The organism is uncultured Fenollaria sp. (genome assembly GCF_934202865.1).
Lineage (GTDB): Bacteria > Bacillota > Clostridia > Tissierellales > Peptoniphilaceae > Fenollaria.
The window spans coordinates 1-14,634 of sequence record NZ_CAKPYL010000037.1; the positions used below are offsets into that span (position 1 = coordinate 1).

A 14,634-nucleotide genomic window follows, 5' to 3' on the forward strand; every position below is an offset into this window, starting at 1 on the left:
CCTGACTGCTTCGAAGATAGATTCATCAGGAACAAAGTACGGACTTTGTATCCATAGCCTATTTTTAGCTGAGCTTATCATTTTCAGATAAACATTCTTTATACTTTCATACATTGAGTCTGGTCCTGATGTTACTAGCTGCATTCTGCTTAAAGTCTTAATGTCATGATCTTTATAAAATTCACCTTTTGTTTTAATCTTAGTAGCAAATCTATAGTCAAAGTTAAATCTTCTTAGGTACTCTTCAACTATGTCCCCTTCTAATCTAAAATGAGTATCTCTCCAAAATCCAAATTTTTTATCATTGTTAATATACTCATTACCAACATTAAAACCGCCGCTATATGCAATTTTGCCATCAATAACAACTATCTTTCTATGATTTCTATAGTTGAATCTTGTAGTAAATTTAGAGAAAAACAATGGGAAGAACGAGTCTACTTCGCCACCTAATCTTTTAAACTCTATAAAGTGTCTTTTTCTGATGCTTCTAGAGCCAACTGCGTCGACAAGTATCCTTACCTCTACCCCTTCTTTTAACTTTTGATTAAGAAGGCTTATAAGCTCCCTTCCTAGTTCATCTGTTTTAAAGATGTAGTACTCTATATAGATGTATTCTTTTGCATTCTTGATGTCTTCAAATAAGTCTTTAAACTTATCTTTTCCATCAAAGTAAAATTTAATGTCGTTATAATCGGTAAAAGCGGAATCGCTTGTTGCTAAGCATAAATTTATTAAATCTTTTTGATCTGCATTTAGGCTATCTGAATTACTTAGAGCTATATACTTTTTTTGATGCTCAATAAGTCTTTTCTCTTGCTCATCTAGCATCATCTTTTCATCAAAAGTTTTTCTCTTTCTATAATTAAGTCCAAAGAACATATAAAGTATAAAGCCAACAAATGGCAAATAAAGTAGTATCATTAACCATAGCCATGTTGACTTTATATTCTTTCTTTCTTTAAAAACTATAAATAGGCCTAATAACAAGTTTAATAAATAACCAATTAAAACTTGTAATGAGACATCCATCGCATTATCTCCTATTTCTTAGTATTTTTTGATTTATACCTCTTGTTTGTATCCAATATTTTCTTTCTTATTCTAATAGATTTTGGTGTTACTTCTATTAGCTCATCGTCTTCAATGAATTCAAGAGCTTCCTCAAGTGATAATACTCTTGGTGGGCTAAGTCTAATAGCATCATCAGAGCCCGCTGCTCTTGTATTAGTCATTTGTTTCTTCTTAGTAACGTTAACTTCTATATCAAGGCCCTTTGGATTTTCTCCAACAACCATGCCTTCATAAACTTCAGTTTGTGGTCCTATGAATAATATACCTCTGCCTTGTGCAATATTTAATCCGTAGCTTGATGCAACGCCTGTTTCAAAGGCAATTAGTGATCCAGTAGTTCTTGTAGGTATCTCTCCTTTATATGGCTCATAGCCTAAGAAGCTCGAGTTTATAATACCTTCGCCGTGTGTATCAGTCATAAACTCCCCTCTGTATCCAATTAAGCCTCTTGCAGGCATCTTAAATACTAGTCTAGAGTATCCAGCTGAGTTTTCTTTCATCTCTTGTAATTCAGCTTTTCTTCTTGATAATTTATCTATAACCGCTCCAACAAATTGTTCCGAAACGTCAACTGTAACCTTTTCCATAGGTTCAAGCTTCTTGCCATTCTCATCAGTTTTGAATAGTACTTGTGGTTTTGATAATTGAAGTTCATAGTCTTCCCTTCTCATTGTTTCAACTAAAACTGATAAATGAAGCTCGCCTCTACCCGATACCTTAAATGCGTCTGTAGAATCAGTTTCTTCAACTCTCAATGATACATTTGATTGTAATTCCTTTTCTAGTCTTGTTCTTATTTGTCTAGATGTTACAAATTTACCTTCTCTTCCTGCAAATGGTGAATCATTTACAATGAAGTTCATAGAGATGGTTGGTTCAGATATCTTAACGAAGTCTAAAGCCTCTGGGCATTCAGAATCAGCTATAGTATCACCTATAGATATGTCTTCAATACCTGTAACGGCAACTATCGCCCCGCCCTTTTGTTCATTTGTTTCAACTTTGTCAAGACCAATGAATTCATAAAGTTTACCTATCTTAACTTTTCTTTGCATTTCTGGATGAAGCTTATTAACTAAGACAGCTTCTTGGCCATTCTTTATAGTACCTCTTTCAATCTTGCCTATACCAATTCTACCAACATAGTCGTTGTAGTCAATTGTTGATATAAGTAATTGTAGTGGCTCGTCTTCGCTTGATTCAGGAGCTGGTATATGCTCGATGATGGCATCAAATAAATCGTCCATATTATCTTTTTCGATAGTCACTTGATTTGATGCGTAGCCTTTTTTAGCAGATGCAAAGATAAATGGAGCTTCAAGAGCTTCATCCTCAGCACCTAGTTCTATGAATAAGTCTAAAACTTCGTCAACTACTTGAACAGGTCTTGCTTCTGGTCTATCAATCTTATTTATACATACAATAACTGGTAGGTTTAAATCGAATGCCTTCTTTAATACGAATTTTGTTTGTGGCATAGGTCCTTCAAAGGCATCTACAACCAAAACTACACCATTAACCATCTTTAGAACTCTCTCTACTTCACCACCGAAGTCAGCATGGCCGGGTGTATCAATGATATTAATCTTTTTACCGTTGTGTATAACGGCTGTATTCTTTGAAAGTATAGTAATACCACGTTCTTTTTCAAGATCTCCAGAGTCCATAACCCTGTCTTGTACAACTTGGTTTTCTCTGAAAGTTCCTGATTGTCTAAGCATTTGGTCGACTAAGGTTGTCTTACCATGGTCAACGTGCGCTATGATTGCTATATTTCTTAAATCTTCTCTTAACATATTATTCCTCCTAAACACTACCTTTTATTATAATACTTTTTTATAATAATTACAAGTATTTTACTCTCTATCATCAATAAAGCTTGAAAAAATAGTGCATTTTATACCATGTTCCAATCTAGCAACGCTGTCTGTCAAGGCTTCAACTATCTTTAGTCCCCTTCCACCAAGGTCACAGGCAGTATTATTCGAGCATATGCTAAGAGTCCCGACCCCTTCATCTTCTACTCTAAGTTTTATTGACTCATTGCATATAGATATGTATAGCTTAACTTTTTTATCCTTGCTATATTGGTTTCCATGTGATGCGGAATTAAGCAAAAGCTCATTAAGAACAAGCCTAATATTAAATATCATCTCATTAGGCAAATATTCATATAGATTTTCTACTATTCTATCTACAAAAACCTCGACACTTTCAATATTTGAAGATACTGTTCCATAAAATTTATACATTATATCCTTCCTCTACAATCTATTTATACCCGTGATAAAAAATTATTAAGCAAATTGTTACAAATTATCTGTTTTGGGTATAAATAAATCGAAAGGAAGGAGGTTGCATTATGGACAAATATGAATGCGATGCATGCGGTTATGTTTATGATCCTGAAATAGGTGATCCAGACGGAGGTATAGCTCCAGGAACAGCTTTTGAAGACATCCCTGATGATTGGGTTTGCCCAGTTTGTGGTGTTGGTAAGGACATGTTTTCTAAAATGTAACTAAGTAAATTAAAAGCCGAAGTGATTCGGCTTTTTCATTTTTATGATATAGTTAAAGGCGCTATTATCAGTATTGATATAAGCGCCTTTCTTCTTAATATTATTAAATTATCTCTTCGAACTTATTTAGTACCTCTTTAACTCCTCTTTTGTCTTGCGATGAAAATGGTATTAGTAAATCCTTATCCAAGTCGTGTAGTGATTTATTTATTATGCTTACTTGTTTTAATACTTGTGATGATTTTAACTTATCTAGCTTATTAGCTATGATGAGATAATCCGTTCCAGTTGATCGAATGTAATCATACATCATTAAGTCTAGCTTTGTTGGTTCATGCCTAATGTCAATTATTTGACAGATAAGAGCAATATTTTGAGACTTAACAAGGTACTCTTCTATAATCTTCTTCCATTTTTCTCTTTCCTTCATGGAAATTTTTGCATATCCATAGCCAGGAAGGTCAACTATTCTAAACTTATTATCCATATTATAAAAGTTAATAGTTCTAGTCTTTCCAGGTGAAGACGATGTATAAGCAAGTTTCTTTCTGTTAGTAAGCGCATTTATAAATGAGCTCTTACCAACATTACTTCTACCGACTAAGACTATCTCTTTAAGACCATCTTTTGGGTAACTTTTCTCGTCGACTGCCATCCTCTCTAAGAAGGGTTCATTAATCTTAAGCATCTTTATCACCATCTATGAAAATAATTTTGCTAAGCTCTTTAAAATTATTAACGTAGTGTACATTAAGACTTTCTTTAATATTTTTTGGAAGCTTTTCAAAATCTTTCTTATTTTCCATAGGAAGTATTAAATCCCTAATCTTCATTCTCTTAGCAGCAAGCGCCTTCTCTTTAAGACCGCCAATAGCAAGGACATTACCTAATAGAGTAATTTCTCCAGTCATAGCAAAGTATCTGTTAATCTTTTGATCTGTTAGAGCCGATAGTATCGCTGTTGTTATGGTTATACCAGCACTTGGTCCATCTTTTGGTATAGCGCCCTCTGGTACGTGAACATGTATGTCGTAATCTTTGAACTTCTTTTTGTCAATATTAAAGTACTCGTAGTTAGCCTTTAAGTAGCTTATCGCTAATTGACAAGACTCTTGCATAACTTTACCAAGGTTACCAGTTATATTAAGTTTGCCATCACCAGGCATTAATTGAGCTTCAACGTTTATCGTGTCGCCGCCTACCCTTGTCCATGCAAGGCCTACAGCCTTACCAACGCTGTCCTCTTTATCAACTAAGTTGTATTCAAAAATAGGTCCTTCTAGTAATTTATCAACAGTTTTTACCTCAACTTCTTTTACTAGATCATCATCCATATATTTTTTATAAACTAGCTTTCTAATTATTGATTGTATCTTTCTTTCAAGTTCTCTTACACCAGACTCTCTTGTGTAATTATCTATAAGTCTATAAAGAGCTTCATCGTCAAATTTTATTGCATCTTTACTTAAACCAGCATTTTCTAAAGACTTTGGTACTAGATACTTCTTTGCTATATTAAGCTTTTCTTCGTCAGTGTAGCCCTCTATCCTTATAATTTCAAGCCTATCAAGTAAAGCTTCCGGTATTGTATCTAACGAGTTTGCTGTAGTTATAAATAATACTTCTGATAAATCATATGGAAGTTCTAAGTATCTATCAGTAAAATCACTATTTTGAGAGCTGTCAAGCACTTCTAGCAGTGCGCTCGATGGGTCTCCTCTAAAATCTTGGCCTATCTTATCTATCTCGTCAAATAAAAATACTGGATTTTTTGACTTAGCCTTCTTCATTAAAGAAATAATTCTTCCTGGCATTGATCCAACATAGGTCCTCATGTGACCTCTAATATCAGCTTCGTCCTTGATACCGCCTAGTGACATCCTAACAAAATTTCTGTTCGTAGCATTGGCTATGGAGTTAGCGATAGATGTCTTACCAACCCCTGGCGGTCCAACGAAGCATATGATAGAGCCTTTTATAGCTTTCTTATTATTAAGTATAGCAAGGTATTCAAGTATCCTGTCCTTAACATCTTTTAAGCCGTAATGATCCCTATCAAGTATCTCCTTAGCTAACTTTAAATCCTTTGTATCCTTAGTTCTAGTATTCCAAGGAAGGTCCTTAATTAACTCGATATATTGAAGTGTAGAAGGATAATCAGGTGATGTTACTGGCGTTTGCTCAAGCTTCTCTATCTCCTTAAAAGCCTTCTCCTCTACTTCTTTTGGAGCCTTTAATTTTTTAATATCACTTCTATATGCATCAAAAATATTTTTAGCTCCAGATTTATCCGCATTAAGTTCGTTTTTTATAATCTTTAATTGTTCGTGAAGGATGTAGTCTCTTTGATTTTTGTCCATGGCATCTTTTGTTTTATCTTGAAGTGTTTGTAAAACCTCAATTGTAACTATGGATTTATTGATAGTATCAATAACTATCTTAGTTCTTTCCTTCTTGTCAAGTGCATTATTATAATCTTGAGTAATTTTTTTATCAATATCTAGCCTTGAGAATATACTATCCAAAAATACATCGTAGTCAACAGTACTTGGAGCTATCTTATCCTTACTTGATTGACTCTCCATAATAAGTGCATTTAACTTATCGAGTGCACTCTTAACTACCTCAGAGTATGTAATATTCTCAGGATTGTCAAATGAATAGTCGTTCTCGTCATTTAGTTTTATAAGATCACCATAAACAATGCCATCGCTCTTAAAAACATTAGTTAAATAAACCTTAGATAGTGTTCTAAAATTCATCTTCATGTACTTATTATTAGGAACTATGGATTCAATCTCAGCAAGTATACCTATCTCATGAACTGATTTTGCGCTTGATATAGACTTTCTATTTGTTTTTAATTGAAAAACAGCAAAGATACCATTAGTTTTAGATGCCTTCGCTATAGAAGTAACCAAGTCTTCATTATCTAGATTGATACTGTAAAAATTATTACTAACAAGGTTTAAATCTTGAATTGAAACGATGGGCACTTTGATGCCATCTTCACCATAGTCATCGTCAAATGAAAAATTATCAATTATTTCTTCATAATTATCCATATCTTTCTCCTTTAATAAAAGGCCGAAACATATCTGTCCGGCCTTATTGAGCTTCTAAATAAGCAATCTGCTTAATCTATGAAACGATTTTTTCTTCTTTATCCTTATCGTCACTTTGATAAGTAAGCTTCTTCTTTCCATCTATAACAGAGCTATCTATCTTTAATGTTCCATCGTACTTCTTAGATGGAAGTTCATACATTATATCAAGCATTACTTTTTCAATAATACTTCTTAGTCCTCTAGCTCCAGTCTTCATCTCAATAGCTTTTTGAGCTATCCTTCTAACTGCATCGTCAGTAAACTCAAGCTCTGCGCCATCCATCCTAATAAGCTCTTGATATTGCTTAATAAGTGCGTTCTTTGGCTCTGTTAGTATCTTGACTAAATCATCTTCCTTAAGCTCGTTAAGAGTTACTGTAACTGGAAGTCTACCTATTAGTTCTGGTATTAAACCAAACTTCATTAAGTCTTCGCTCTCAACATGCTTTAAAGCTTCTGACTTTTGTTTAGATTTATCGAAAATTTCTGATCCAAAGCCGTAAGACTTTTTATAAGTTCTCTTTGCAATGATGTCATCTAGTCCTTGGAAGGCTCCGCCAACTATGAAGAGTATATTACTTGTATCAACTTGAATAAACTCCTCTTGTGGATGCTTTCTGCCGCCTTGTGGAGGAACATTAGCTATAGTTCCCTCTAAGATCTTTAGAAGCGCTTGTTGAACGCCTTCACCGCTAACATCTCTTGTTATGGAAACGTTTTCGCTTTTCTTAGCAATCTTATCTATCTCATCAACATATATTATGCCTCTTTCAGCTCTATCTACATCGTAGTTCGCATTTTGGATAAGCTTAAGAATGATGTTTTCAACATCTTCACCAACGTATCCTGCTTCAGTAAGAGTAGTTGCATCACATATTGCAAATGGAACGTTAAGTATCCTTGCTAGAGTCTCAGCAAGAAGTGTTTTACCGCTTCCTGTTGGACCAAGTAAAAGTATATTACTTTTCTTTATTTCTACATCTTTATCAGTAGTATCCTTTGTGATTCTCTTATAATGGTTATATACAGCAACGGATAAAGTCTTCTTAGCGTCATCTTGTCCGATGACATAGTCGTCTAGAGACTTCTTTATCTCCATTGGTGTTGGTAAAACCATATCTTCGAAGTCATAATTTTCTTCATTTAGTAGATGGTCTTCCTCTAATATATCCATACAAACGTTAATACATTCATCACAGATGTATACATTTGGTCCAGATATCAATCTTTTGACTTCGTTTTGAGTTTTTCCACAAAAGGAACATCTTATTTCATCATATTTCGACATTTATTAATGTTTCTCCATAACTTTATCTATTAGACCGTACTTAACTGCTTCTTCTGCATTTAAGTAGTAGTCTCTGTCAGTATCTCTATTGATTATCTCAATATCTTGTCCAGTTTTTTCTGACAGTATCTTATTTATTCTCTTTCTAATTTCAAGAATCTTTTCTGCTTGAATACGAATGTCTTCAGCTTGTCCTTGAGTTCCACCAAGTGGTTGATGTATCATGATGTCAGCGTTTGGTAGAGCATATCTCTTTCCTTTAGTGCCTGATGCTAATAGAAAGGCACCCATTGACGCAGCTAAGCCAACGCATATAGTTGAAACATCAGGCTTTATATATTGCATTGTATCATATATAGCAAAGCCAGCTGATACTGAGCCTCCTGGTGAATTTATATAGATTTGTATATCTTTATCAGGATCTTCTGCTTCTAGAAATAACAATTGAGCTACAATTAAGTCAGCCATCTCATTGTTTATTTCCCCTGACAAGAAAATAATTCTTTCTTTTAAAAGCCTTGAGTAGATATCATATGACCTTTCTCCTCTGGAACTTTGTTCTACAACCATAGGAATTAATGCCATTTTATCACCCCATTAAATATATTTTACTTTTTTCTTTATATCGTCTATTGCTTTTGAGTTAAGTATGCCTCTATCTAGGAATTCTAGAGATCCTTCACTCATTGATTTTTTAAATTCTTCTTTATCTTCTGCCTTATACATTTCAGCTAATTTATCAAGTTCTTTGTCATAATCTCTCTTTGTTGCTTTTAATTTATTTTCTTGAGCATATTTTTCAAGAATTAAACCAAGTTTAACTCTCTTTTCTGCAGGTTCTTTGAATGTTTCCTTGATTTCTTCGTCTGTATTTCCAGTATACTTCTTGTAATCTTCATAGTTTAAGCCTTGAGCTTGTAGTCTATATTGGAAGTTTCTTAATTCGTTTTCTACTTCGTCTTCAATCATTCTATTTGGAACATCAAATTTTGTTTCTTCAATAACTTTATCAAGTACTTTGTTTTCTCTTTGAGCGTCAATCATTTCATTGAATTGAGCTTTTAATTTCTTTCTTAAATCTGCTTTAAATTCTTTTAATGTATCAAATTCTGAAACATCTGATGCAAAGTTATCATCAAGTTCAGGCAATTCTTTAACTTTAATTTCATTTATAGTGCAGATAAATTTAGCATCTTTTCCTTTTAGATCTTCTGCATGATATTCTTCAGGGAATTTAACATTTACATCAAATTCTTCTCCTATAGCTCTATCTACTAATTGATCTTCAAAGCCTGGTATAAATGAATTAGAACCAATTTCTAGTTCATAGTCTTTTGCTTCTCCGCCTTGGAAAGCTTCGTTATCTACATAACCTTTGAAATCAAGCTTAACTATATCACCTTTTTTAGTTTTTCTATCTTCAATGATAGTGTATCTAGCATTTTCGTTTCTTAATCTTTCGATTTCATTTGTAACTACTTCTTTATCGAATTCTTCTTTAACGTCTTCAACTTCTATCTCTTCGAAGTTTGGTAATTCAAACTCAGGAACTACTTCTACTTCAAATGTAAAGTTAATATTTTCATTTTCTTTAAAGTCTTTAACATCAACATCTGGTTGATCAACAACTTTTAAATCTAATTCTTCTAATGCCTTTGGATAGATTTCTTGAAGCATTATGTTTATAGCTTCATCGTAAAATACTTGAACGCCATAGTTTTGTTCAATAATCATCTTAGGTACTTTACCTTTTCTAAATCCAGGAATACTAAATTTTGATCTAATCTTCTTATAAGCTTCGTCTATCTTAGGCTCAAAATCCTTCCAATCCACGTCTACATTGAAGTAAACTTTATTTTTTTCTTTTTTGTCAAAATTAACTTTCACTTAATTCACTCCTTAAAATTACTTATGTTGTTATTATATCACTAATATCGTTATAAGTAAATAAATATTTTACTTAATTACACAAGAAAAAGTCAAACAAGATCAAAGTTTGACTTTTAATTAAATTATTTACCAAAATCAACGCTTGGTGCGTTCTCTGCTCCATCTTGAGCTTTAAATGTTTCAAATTTATCAAAGCCTAGCATCGATGCAAAGATATTGTTAGGGAATGTCCTAACTGATTTATTGAATTCAGTTGCTTCGTTATTAAAGTCACGTCTTGCAACTGCTATCCTGTTTTCAGTTCCTGCTAATTCATCTTGTAAACTTAAGAAGTTTTCATTAGCTTTTAAATCTGGATAGTTTTCTACAACTATGTTAATGTTTTTAGCTAGTTCTGTATCAAGCTTTTCATAGTCTTCAGGTGTTTTTGCATCTGTGTATCCACTTCTAAGTTTAGCTATGTTTTCAAGCGTTTCTTCTTCGTGTTTAGCATAACCTTTTACTGTTTCAACTAAGTTTGGTATTAGGTCTGCTCTTCTTTGATATTGAGTTTGAACTTCTGCCCATGTCTTATTAACATTCTCTTGTCTGTTAACTAGACCATTGTACTTAAATGCTACTAGTGCACCTAAAGCAATTACTATTACTAGTATAATTAAAAGTGGTGAAAATTTACCTCTTCTTTGTCTTTTTTCTTCCATTTCATATTCTCCTTTATTTAAAATTTATTTACCAAGATCCTGATGCTCCGCCGCCGCCAGATGAACCGCCGCCAAATGAGCCGCCACCTGATCCGCCGAAGCCGCCAAATCCGCCTGAACCACCAGAGCCTCCGAAAAAGCCACCAAATGGATCATCGTCATCGAAAAATATATTTCTACGTCTACGTCTATACATTCTTCCTCTTCTGCCGTAGATATATCTTGATCTATTAAGCCTAGATGTAATCATAATAAATAAAAATATTAATAATATTATCATTACTGGGCTTATAGATAAGTCATTTTCAAGTCCTAATTCATTTACGTCTATTTCTTCAAACTTTACATTGTACTCTTCTCCAATGTAATAAATTACGCTATCGAACGCATCTCTAATACCTTTATCGTAATCTTCTGCTTGAAAATTAGGTTTTATTACATTTCTTATTATTCTTCCTGCTTTAGCATCATTTATTGCGCCTTCAAGCCCATAACCTACTTCAAACCTTACCTGTCTATCATTAAGGCTTACTAATAAAAGTACTCCGTTGTTCTTTTTCTTATCACCTATGCCCCAATCTCTAAATACTTTATTAGAAAATGATTCTATATCCGTTCCTCCTAGGTCGTTGACAGTAAGTACAGCGACTTGGCTTCCATAGTCTTTCATTTTAAAATTCATTTCATTAATATGATCAATAGTATCTTGAGAGATAATATTTGCATTATCGAGAACAAATCCATAATCAGGCTTTGAGATTGCTTTTGCAGTAAAGCCTTGTAAGAAAATTATTTGAACTATAAATAATATTATAAATTTTTTAAGAAAGCTCTTTTTCATATTTACCTCCGTATATAAAATATACCCGAAATGTCATGCTTTTAATCAATTAAAGCTTTCCTTCCTTTTCAAATATTTCTCTCAAAAACTTTCCTGTATATGATTTTTTATTCTTAGCTACTTCAATAGGTGTTCCTGTCGCAACTATGGTTCCTCCCATGTCTCCGCCTTCTGGACCAAGGTCTATGATGTAGTCTGATTGCTTAATAACATCAAGATTATGTTCTATAACTAAGACTGAATTGTTTTGATCAACAAGTGTGTTCAGTACCTTTATAAGTTTAGCAACGTCATGTGAGTGAAGACCTGTAGTTGGCTCATCAAGTATATATATTGTTCTTCCAGTTGACTTTTTAGAAAGTTCTGTGGCAAGCTTAACTCTTTGTGCCTCGCCACCCGATAGCTCTGTTGAGCTTTGACCAATCTTTATATATCCAAGACCTACATCATAAAGCGTTTGTAGTTTTCTTGCTATACGCGGTTGATTTTCAAAAAACTTTAGTCCTTCCTCAACTGTCATTTCAAGCACATCGGCTATAGTTTTGTCCTTAAACTTAACTTCAAGTGTCTCTCTATTGTATCTCTTTCCTTTACATACCTCACATGGTACATATACATCTGGCAAGAAATGCATTTCAACCTTTAATATACCATCGCCCTTACATGCTTCGCAGCGACCGCCCTTAACATTGAAAGAGAATCTTCCTTTTTGATAGCCTCTCATCTTAGCCTCTTGTGTCATGGCAAAGACATCTCTAATTAAATCAAAGGTACCTGTATATGTCGCCGGATTTGATCTAGGCGTTCTACCTATTGGGCTTTGATCAATTACTACTACCTTATCGATGTTTTCAATGCCTTCAACAGCTTTTCTCTTACCAGGTTTATATTTTGATTTATTAATCTTTTGTGCTAGTGATTTATAAATAATTTCATTTACAAGTGTTGACTTTCCTGAACCAGAAACACCTGTTACTGTAACAAATTCACTTAGAGGCACTTCCACGTCTATGTTTTTAAGATTGTTTTCGCTTGCTCCTATGACTTTCAAAACATTATCTTTATCAGTTTTTCTATACTCATCCTTTAGTGGTATTTTCTTTCTTCCAGATAAATAATCGCCTGTGATGGACTTTTTACATTTCATAACCTTATTGATATTGCCTTGAACAACAAGATGACCACCATGTATACCTGCTCCTGGACCAATATCTATAATCTCGTCGCAATGGTGCATAATCTCTTCGTCATGTTCTACTACAAGTAAGGTGTTGCCTGCGTCTGTTAGCTCTCTAAGCGCTTGTATCAGCTTTAAATTGTCTCTTTGATGTAAGCCTATGGATGGCTCGTCCAAAACGTATATAACGCCCACTAGAGCAGAGCCTATCTGCGTAGCAAGCCTAATTCTTTGCGCTTCACCACCAGATAGAGTCTTTGCCATTCTCGATAGATTTAAGTAATCAAGTCCTACAGTTATTAAGAATGATAATCTCTTCTTTATCTCAATCAAGATTTGTTCAGCAATCTTTTCTTCTGTTTCATTAAGCTTTAAATTATTTATATAATCAAGTTCGTCTTTTATACTAAGCTTTGTAAATTCATATATATTTAAATCGCCTACCCTAACAGCAAGCGCTTCCTTTTTTAGTCTTGCACCGTGACATTCAGGGCATTCAATCTCTTCAACGTACTCCTCAGTGTTATCTCTAACCGCTTGAGACATAGAGCTTGTAAGCCTATCCATCATTACCGATAGTATACCCGGCCACTTCTTATTAAATTCTTTAGATGTTTTTGTGAATAATGAATTGTACTTAAACCTTACATTGTAGTCAGTACCATTAAGTAAATCATCTATCATTTTCTTAGGTGCTTCTGAGAATGGCTGGTCTTCTTTAAAGCCATATTTATCTAATATAAATTTAAATATTTTATAATAATAAGTGCCCTTCTTAGAATTTTTAAATGGCTCTATGACTCCTTCTTCAAGTGAAAGTGAATAGTCGGGTATAACTAAATCCTTGTCAATGCTTCTAAAGTAGCCTAGCCCGTTACATCTCTCACACATACCAAAGGGACTATTGAATGAAAATAATCTTGTAGATAGCTCATCAAATGATATACCACAGTCAATGCAGGCATATTTTGTTGAATAAGATTTTTCATATAAGTCTAAATAATTTATCTTAACAAGGCCATTCGAATAATGAACTGCAGTCTCAAGTGAGCCAGTTAGTCTTGATAATATACCATCTTTAATCACAAGCCTATCGATAACGATGTCAATATCGTGTTTCTTGTTCTTGTCTATATCTACTTTATCTGTAATATCATGCATTTCGCCATCTAAAATATATCTGACAAAGCCATCTTTTTGGATTTGATCAAGAACTTTTTTATGTTGACCCTTTTGTCCTCTGACGATAGGTGCTAAGACATAAATCTTTTGTCCTTCATCGTGGCTCATGATTATATCAGCTATCTGATCAATGGTTTGTGATGTAATCTTCTTACCACAGCTTGGGCAATAGATTTGGCCAATTCTTGCATATAAAAGTCTTAGATAATCATAAACCTCTGTAACTGTTCCTACTGTTGATCTCGGGTTATTGCTTGTAGTCTTTTGGTCTATGGATATAGATGGACTTAGACCGCTAATAAACTCAACATTCGGCTTAGTAGTGTTGCCTAAGAACATTCTAGCATAGCTTGAAAGGCTCTCCACATATCTTCTTTGACCTTCAGCATATATTGTGTCAAAAGCAAGTGAAGACTTCCCTGAGCCTGATAGTCCAGTTATAACCACAAATTTATTTCTAGGTATATCTATATCTAAATTTTTTAAATTATTTTCATTGGCACCTCTAATAACTATTTTATTCTCCAATGAATAATTCCTCCTTCTTCAATTCTTCTATCATATCTCTGTATTTAGCAGCATCTTCGAAATTTAAATCCTTTGCCGCCTTATTCATCTTTGTCGTAAGTTTCTTAATCTTATCTTGAACGCCCTTTGCGCTATAAGTGTACTTTTCGCCCTCATCCATCGCCTTAGTTACTTCAATAACATCTCTAATCGATTTTTTAATAGTCATAGGCGTTATATTATTATCTTCATTATACTTCATCTGTATCTTTCTTCTTCTAGCTGTTTCATTAATTGCGCTCTCCATAGATTTAGTTATAGTATCTGCGTACATAATAACAAGTCC

At 33.7% G+C, this 14,634-nt stretch carries 13 protein-coding genes; 1 reads left to right on the forward strand and 12 read right to left on the reverse strand.

Features of this window, described 5'->3' with window-relative positions; translation table 11 throughout:
• The 3 genes from cls to Q0E71_RS04845 all read right to left on the reverse strand — a co-directional run.
• On the reverse strand, positions 1 to 1,032 hold a 1,032-nt coding region (gene cls, locus Q0E71_RS04835), incomplete at its 3' end, for a cardiolipin synthase (protein ID WP_294796590.1).
• Between the two features lie 11 nt (positions 1,033 to 1,043).
• Positions 1,044 to 2,870 carry a translational GTPase TypA gene (typA, locus tag Q0E71_RS04840; protein ID WP_294796592.1) on the reverse strand — a complete coding sequence of 609 codons (1,827 nt, stop codon included), beginning with the start codon at positions 2,868 to 2,870 and terminating at the stop codon, positions 1,044 to 1,046.
• A gap of 60 nt (positions 2,871 to 2,930) precedes the next feature.
• Positions 2,931 to 3,326, reverse strand: a complete 396-nt coding sequence (locus tag Q0E71_RS04845) for an ATP-binding protein (RefSeq protein WP_294796594.1) — start codon at positions 3,324 to 3,326, stop codon at positions 2,931 to 2,933.
• A gap of 110 nt (positions 3,327 to 3,436) precedes the next feature.
• On the opposite strand from Q0E71_RS04845, the gene rd reads away from it, so the two are divergent.
• The gene (gene rd, locus Q0E71_RS04850) at positions 3,437 to 3,595 is read left to right on the forward strand and encodes a rubredoxin (protein WP_082244110.1); all 159 of its coding nucleotides are present in this window, start codon (positions 3,437 to 3,439) and stop codon (positions 3,593 to 3,595) included.
• Positions 3,596 to 3,698: 103 nt separating this feature from the next.
• Here the strand turns inward: rd and yihA are convergent, their stop codons facing one another.
• The 9 genes from yihA to Q0E71_RS04895 form a co-directional block, all read right to left on the reverse strand.
• On the reverse strand, positions 3,699 to 4,283 hold the full coding sequence (gene yihA, locus Q0E71_RS04855; protein ID WP_294796597.1) for a ribosome biogenesis GTP-binding protein YihA/YsxC: 585 nt from the start codon (positions 4,281 to 4,283) through the stop codon (positions 3,699 to 3,701).
• The gene (lon, locus tag Q0E71_RS04860) at positions 4,276 to 6,660 is read right to left on the reverse strand and encodes an endopeptidase La (RefSeq protein WP_294796599.1); all 2,385 of its coding nucleotides are present in this window, start codon (positions 6,658 to 6,660) and stop codon (positions 4,276 to 4,278) included. Before lon ends, yihA begins: the two co-directional genes overlap by 8 nt.
• A gap of 76 nt (positions 6,661 to 6,736) precedes the next feature.
• The gene (gene clpX, locus Q0E71_RS04865; RefSeq protein WP_294796601.1) at positions 6,737 to 7,990 is read right to left on the reverse strand and encodes an ATP-dependent Clp protease ATP-binding subunit ClpX; all 1,254 of its coding nucleotides are present in this window, start codon (positions 7,988 to 7,990) and stop codon (positions 6,737 to 6,739) included.
• A gap of 3 nt (positions 7,991 to 7,993) precedes the next feature.
• Positions 7,994 to 8,575, reverse strand: a complete 582-nt coding sequence (gene clpP / locus Q0E71_RS04870; protein WP_294796603.1) for an ATP-dependent Clp endopeptidase proteolytic subunit ClpP — start codon at positions 8,573 to 8,575, stop codon at positions 7,994 to 7,996.
• A gap of 12 nt (positions 8,576 to 8,587) precedes the next feature.
• The gene (tig, locus tag Q0E71_RS04875; RefSeq protein WP_294796605.1) at positions 8,588 to 9,877 is read right to left on the reverse strand and encodes a trigger factor; all 1,290 of its coding nucleotides are present in this window, start codon (positions 9,875 to 9,877) and stop codon (positions 8,588 to 8,590) included.
• 125 nt (positions 9,878 to 10,002) lie between these two features.
• Complete coding sequence (locus Q0E71_RS04880; protein WP_294796607.1) at positions 10,003 to 10,581, reverse strand: LemA family protein; 579 nt, start codon at positions 10,579 to 10,581, stop codon at positions 10,003 to 10,005.
• 28 nt (positions 10,582 to 10,609) lie between these two features.
• Positions 10,610 to 11,422 (reverse strand): YgcG family protein, encoded by an 813-nt coding sequence (locus tag Q0E71_RS04885; protein WP_294796608.1) that lies wholly within the window; start codon positions 11,420 to 11,422, stop codon positions 10,610 to 10,612.
• Between the two features lie 49 nt (positions 11,423 to 11,471).
• A complete protein-coding gene (uvrA, locus tag Q0E71_RS04890) occupies positions 11,472 to 14,309 on the reverse strand; it encodes an excinuclease ABC subunit UvrA (RefSeq protein ID WP_294796611.1) in 2,838 nt (945 codons plus the stop codon).
• A partial coding sequence (locus Q0E71_RS04895; RefSeq protein ID WP_294796613.1) for a UvrB/UvrC motif-containing protein occupies positions 14,299 to 14,634 on the reverse strand: 336 nt, incomplete at its 5' end. The genes uvrA and Q0E71_RS04895, both read right to left, overlap by 11 nt.

Coding starts and splice junctions, on each gene's coding strand:
- yihA (WP_294796597.1), bottom strand. CDS start 4,283: ATGCTTAAGATTAATGAACCCTTCTTAGAGAGGATGGCAGTCGACGAG.
- Q0E71_RS04885 (WP_294796608.1), bottom strand. CDS start 11,422: ATGAAAAAGAGCTTTCTTAAAAAATTTATAATATTATTTATAGTTCAA.
- clpX (WP_294796601.1), bottom strand. CDS start 7,990: ATGTCGAAATATGATGAAATAAGATGTTCCTTTTGTGGAAAAACTCAA.
- lon (WP_294796599.1), bottom strand. CDS start 6,660: ATGGATAATTATGAAGAAATAATTGATAATTTTTCATTTGACGATGAC.
- clpP (WP_294796603.1), bottom strand. CDS start 8,575: ATGGCATTAATTCCTATGGTTGTAGAACAAAGTTCCAGAGGAGAAAGG.
- Q0E71_RS04845 (WP_294796594.1), bottom strand. CDS start 3,326: ATGTATAAATTTTATGGAACAGTATCTTCAAATATTGAAAGTGTCGAG.
- rd (WP_082244110.1), top strand. CDS start 3,437: ATGGACAAATATGAATGCGATGCATGCGGTTATGTTTATGATCCTGAA.
- typA (WP_294796592.1), bottom strand. CDS start 2,870: ATGTTAAGAGAAGATTTAAGAAATATAGCAATCATAGCGCACGTTGAC.
- Q0E71_RS04880 (WP_294796607.1), bottom strand. CDS start 10,581: ATGGAAGAAAAAAGACAAAGAAGAGGTAAATTTTCACCACTTTTAATT.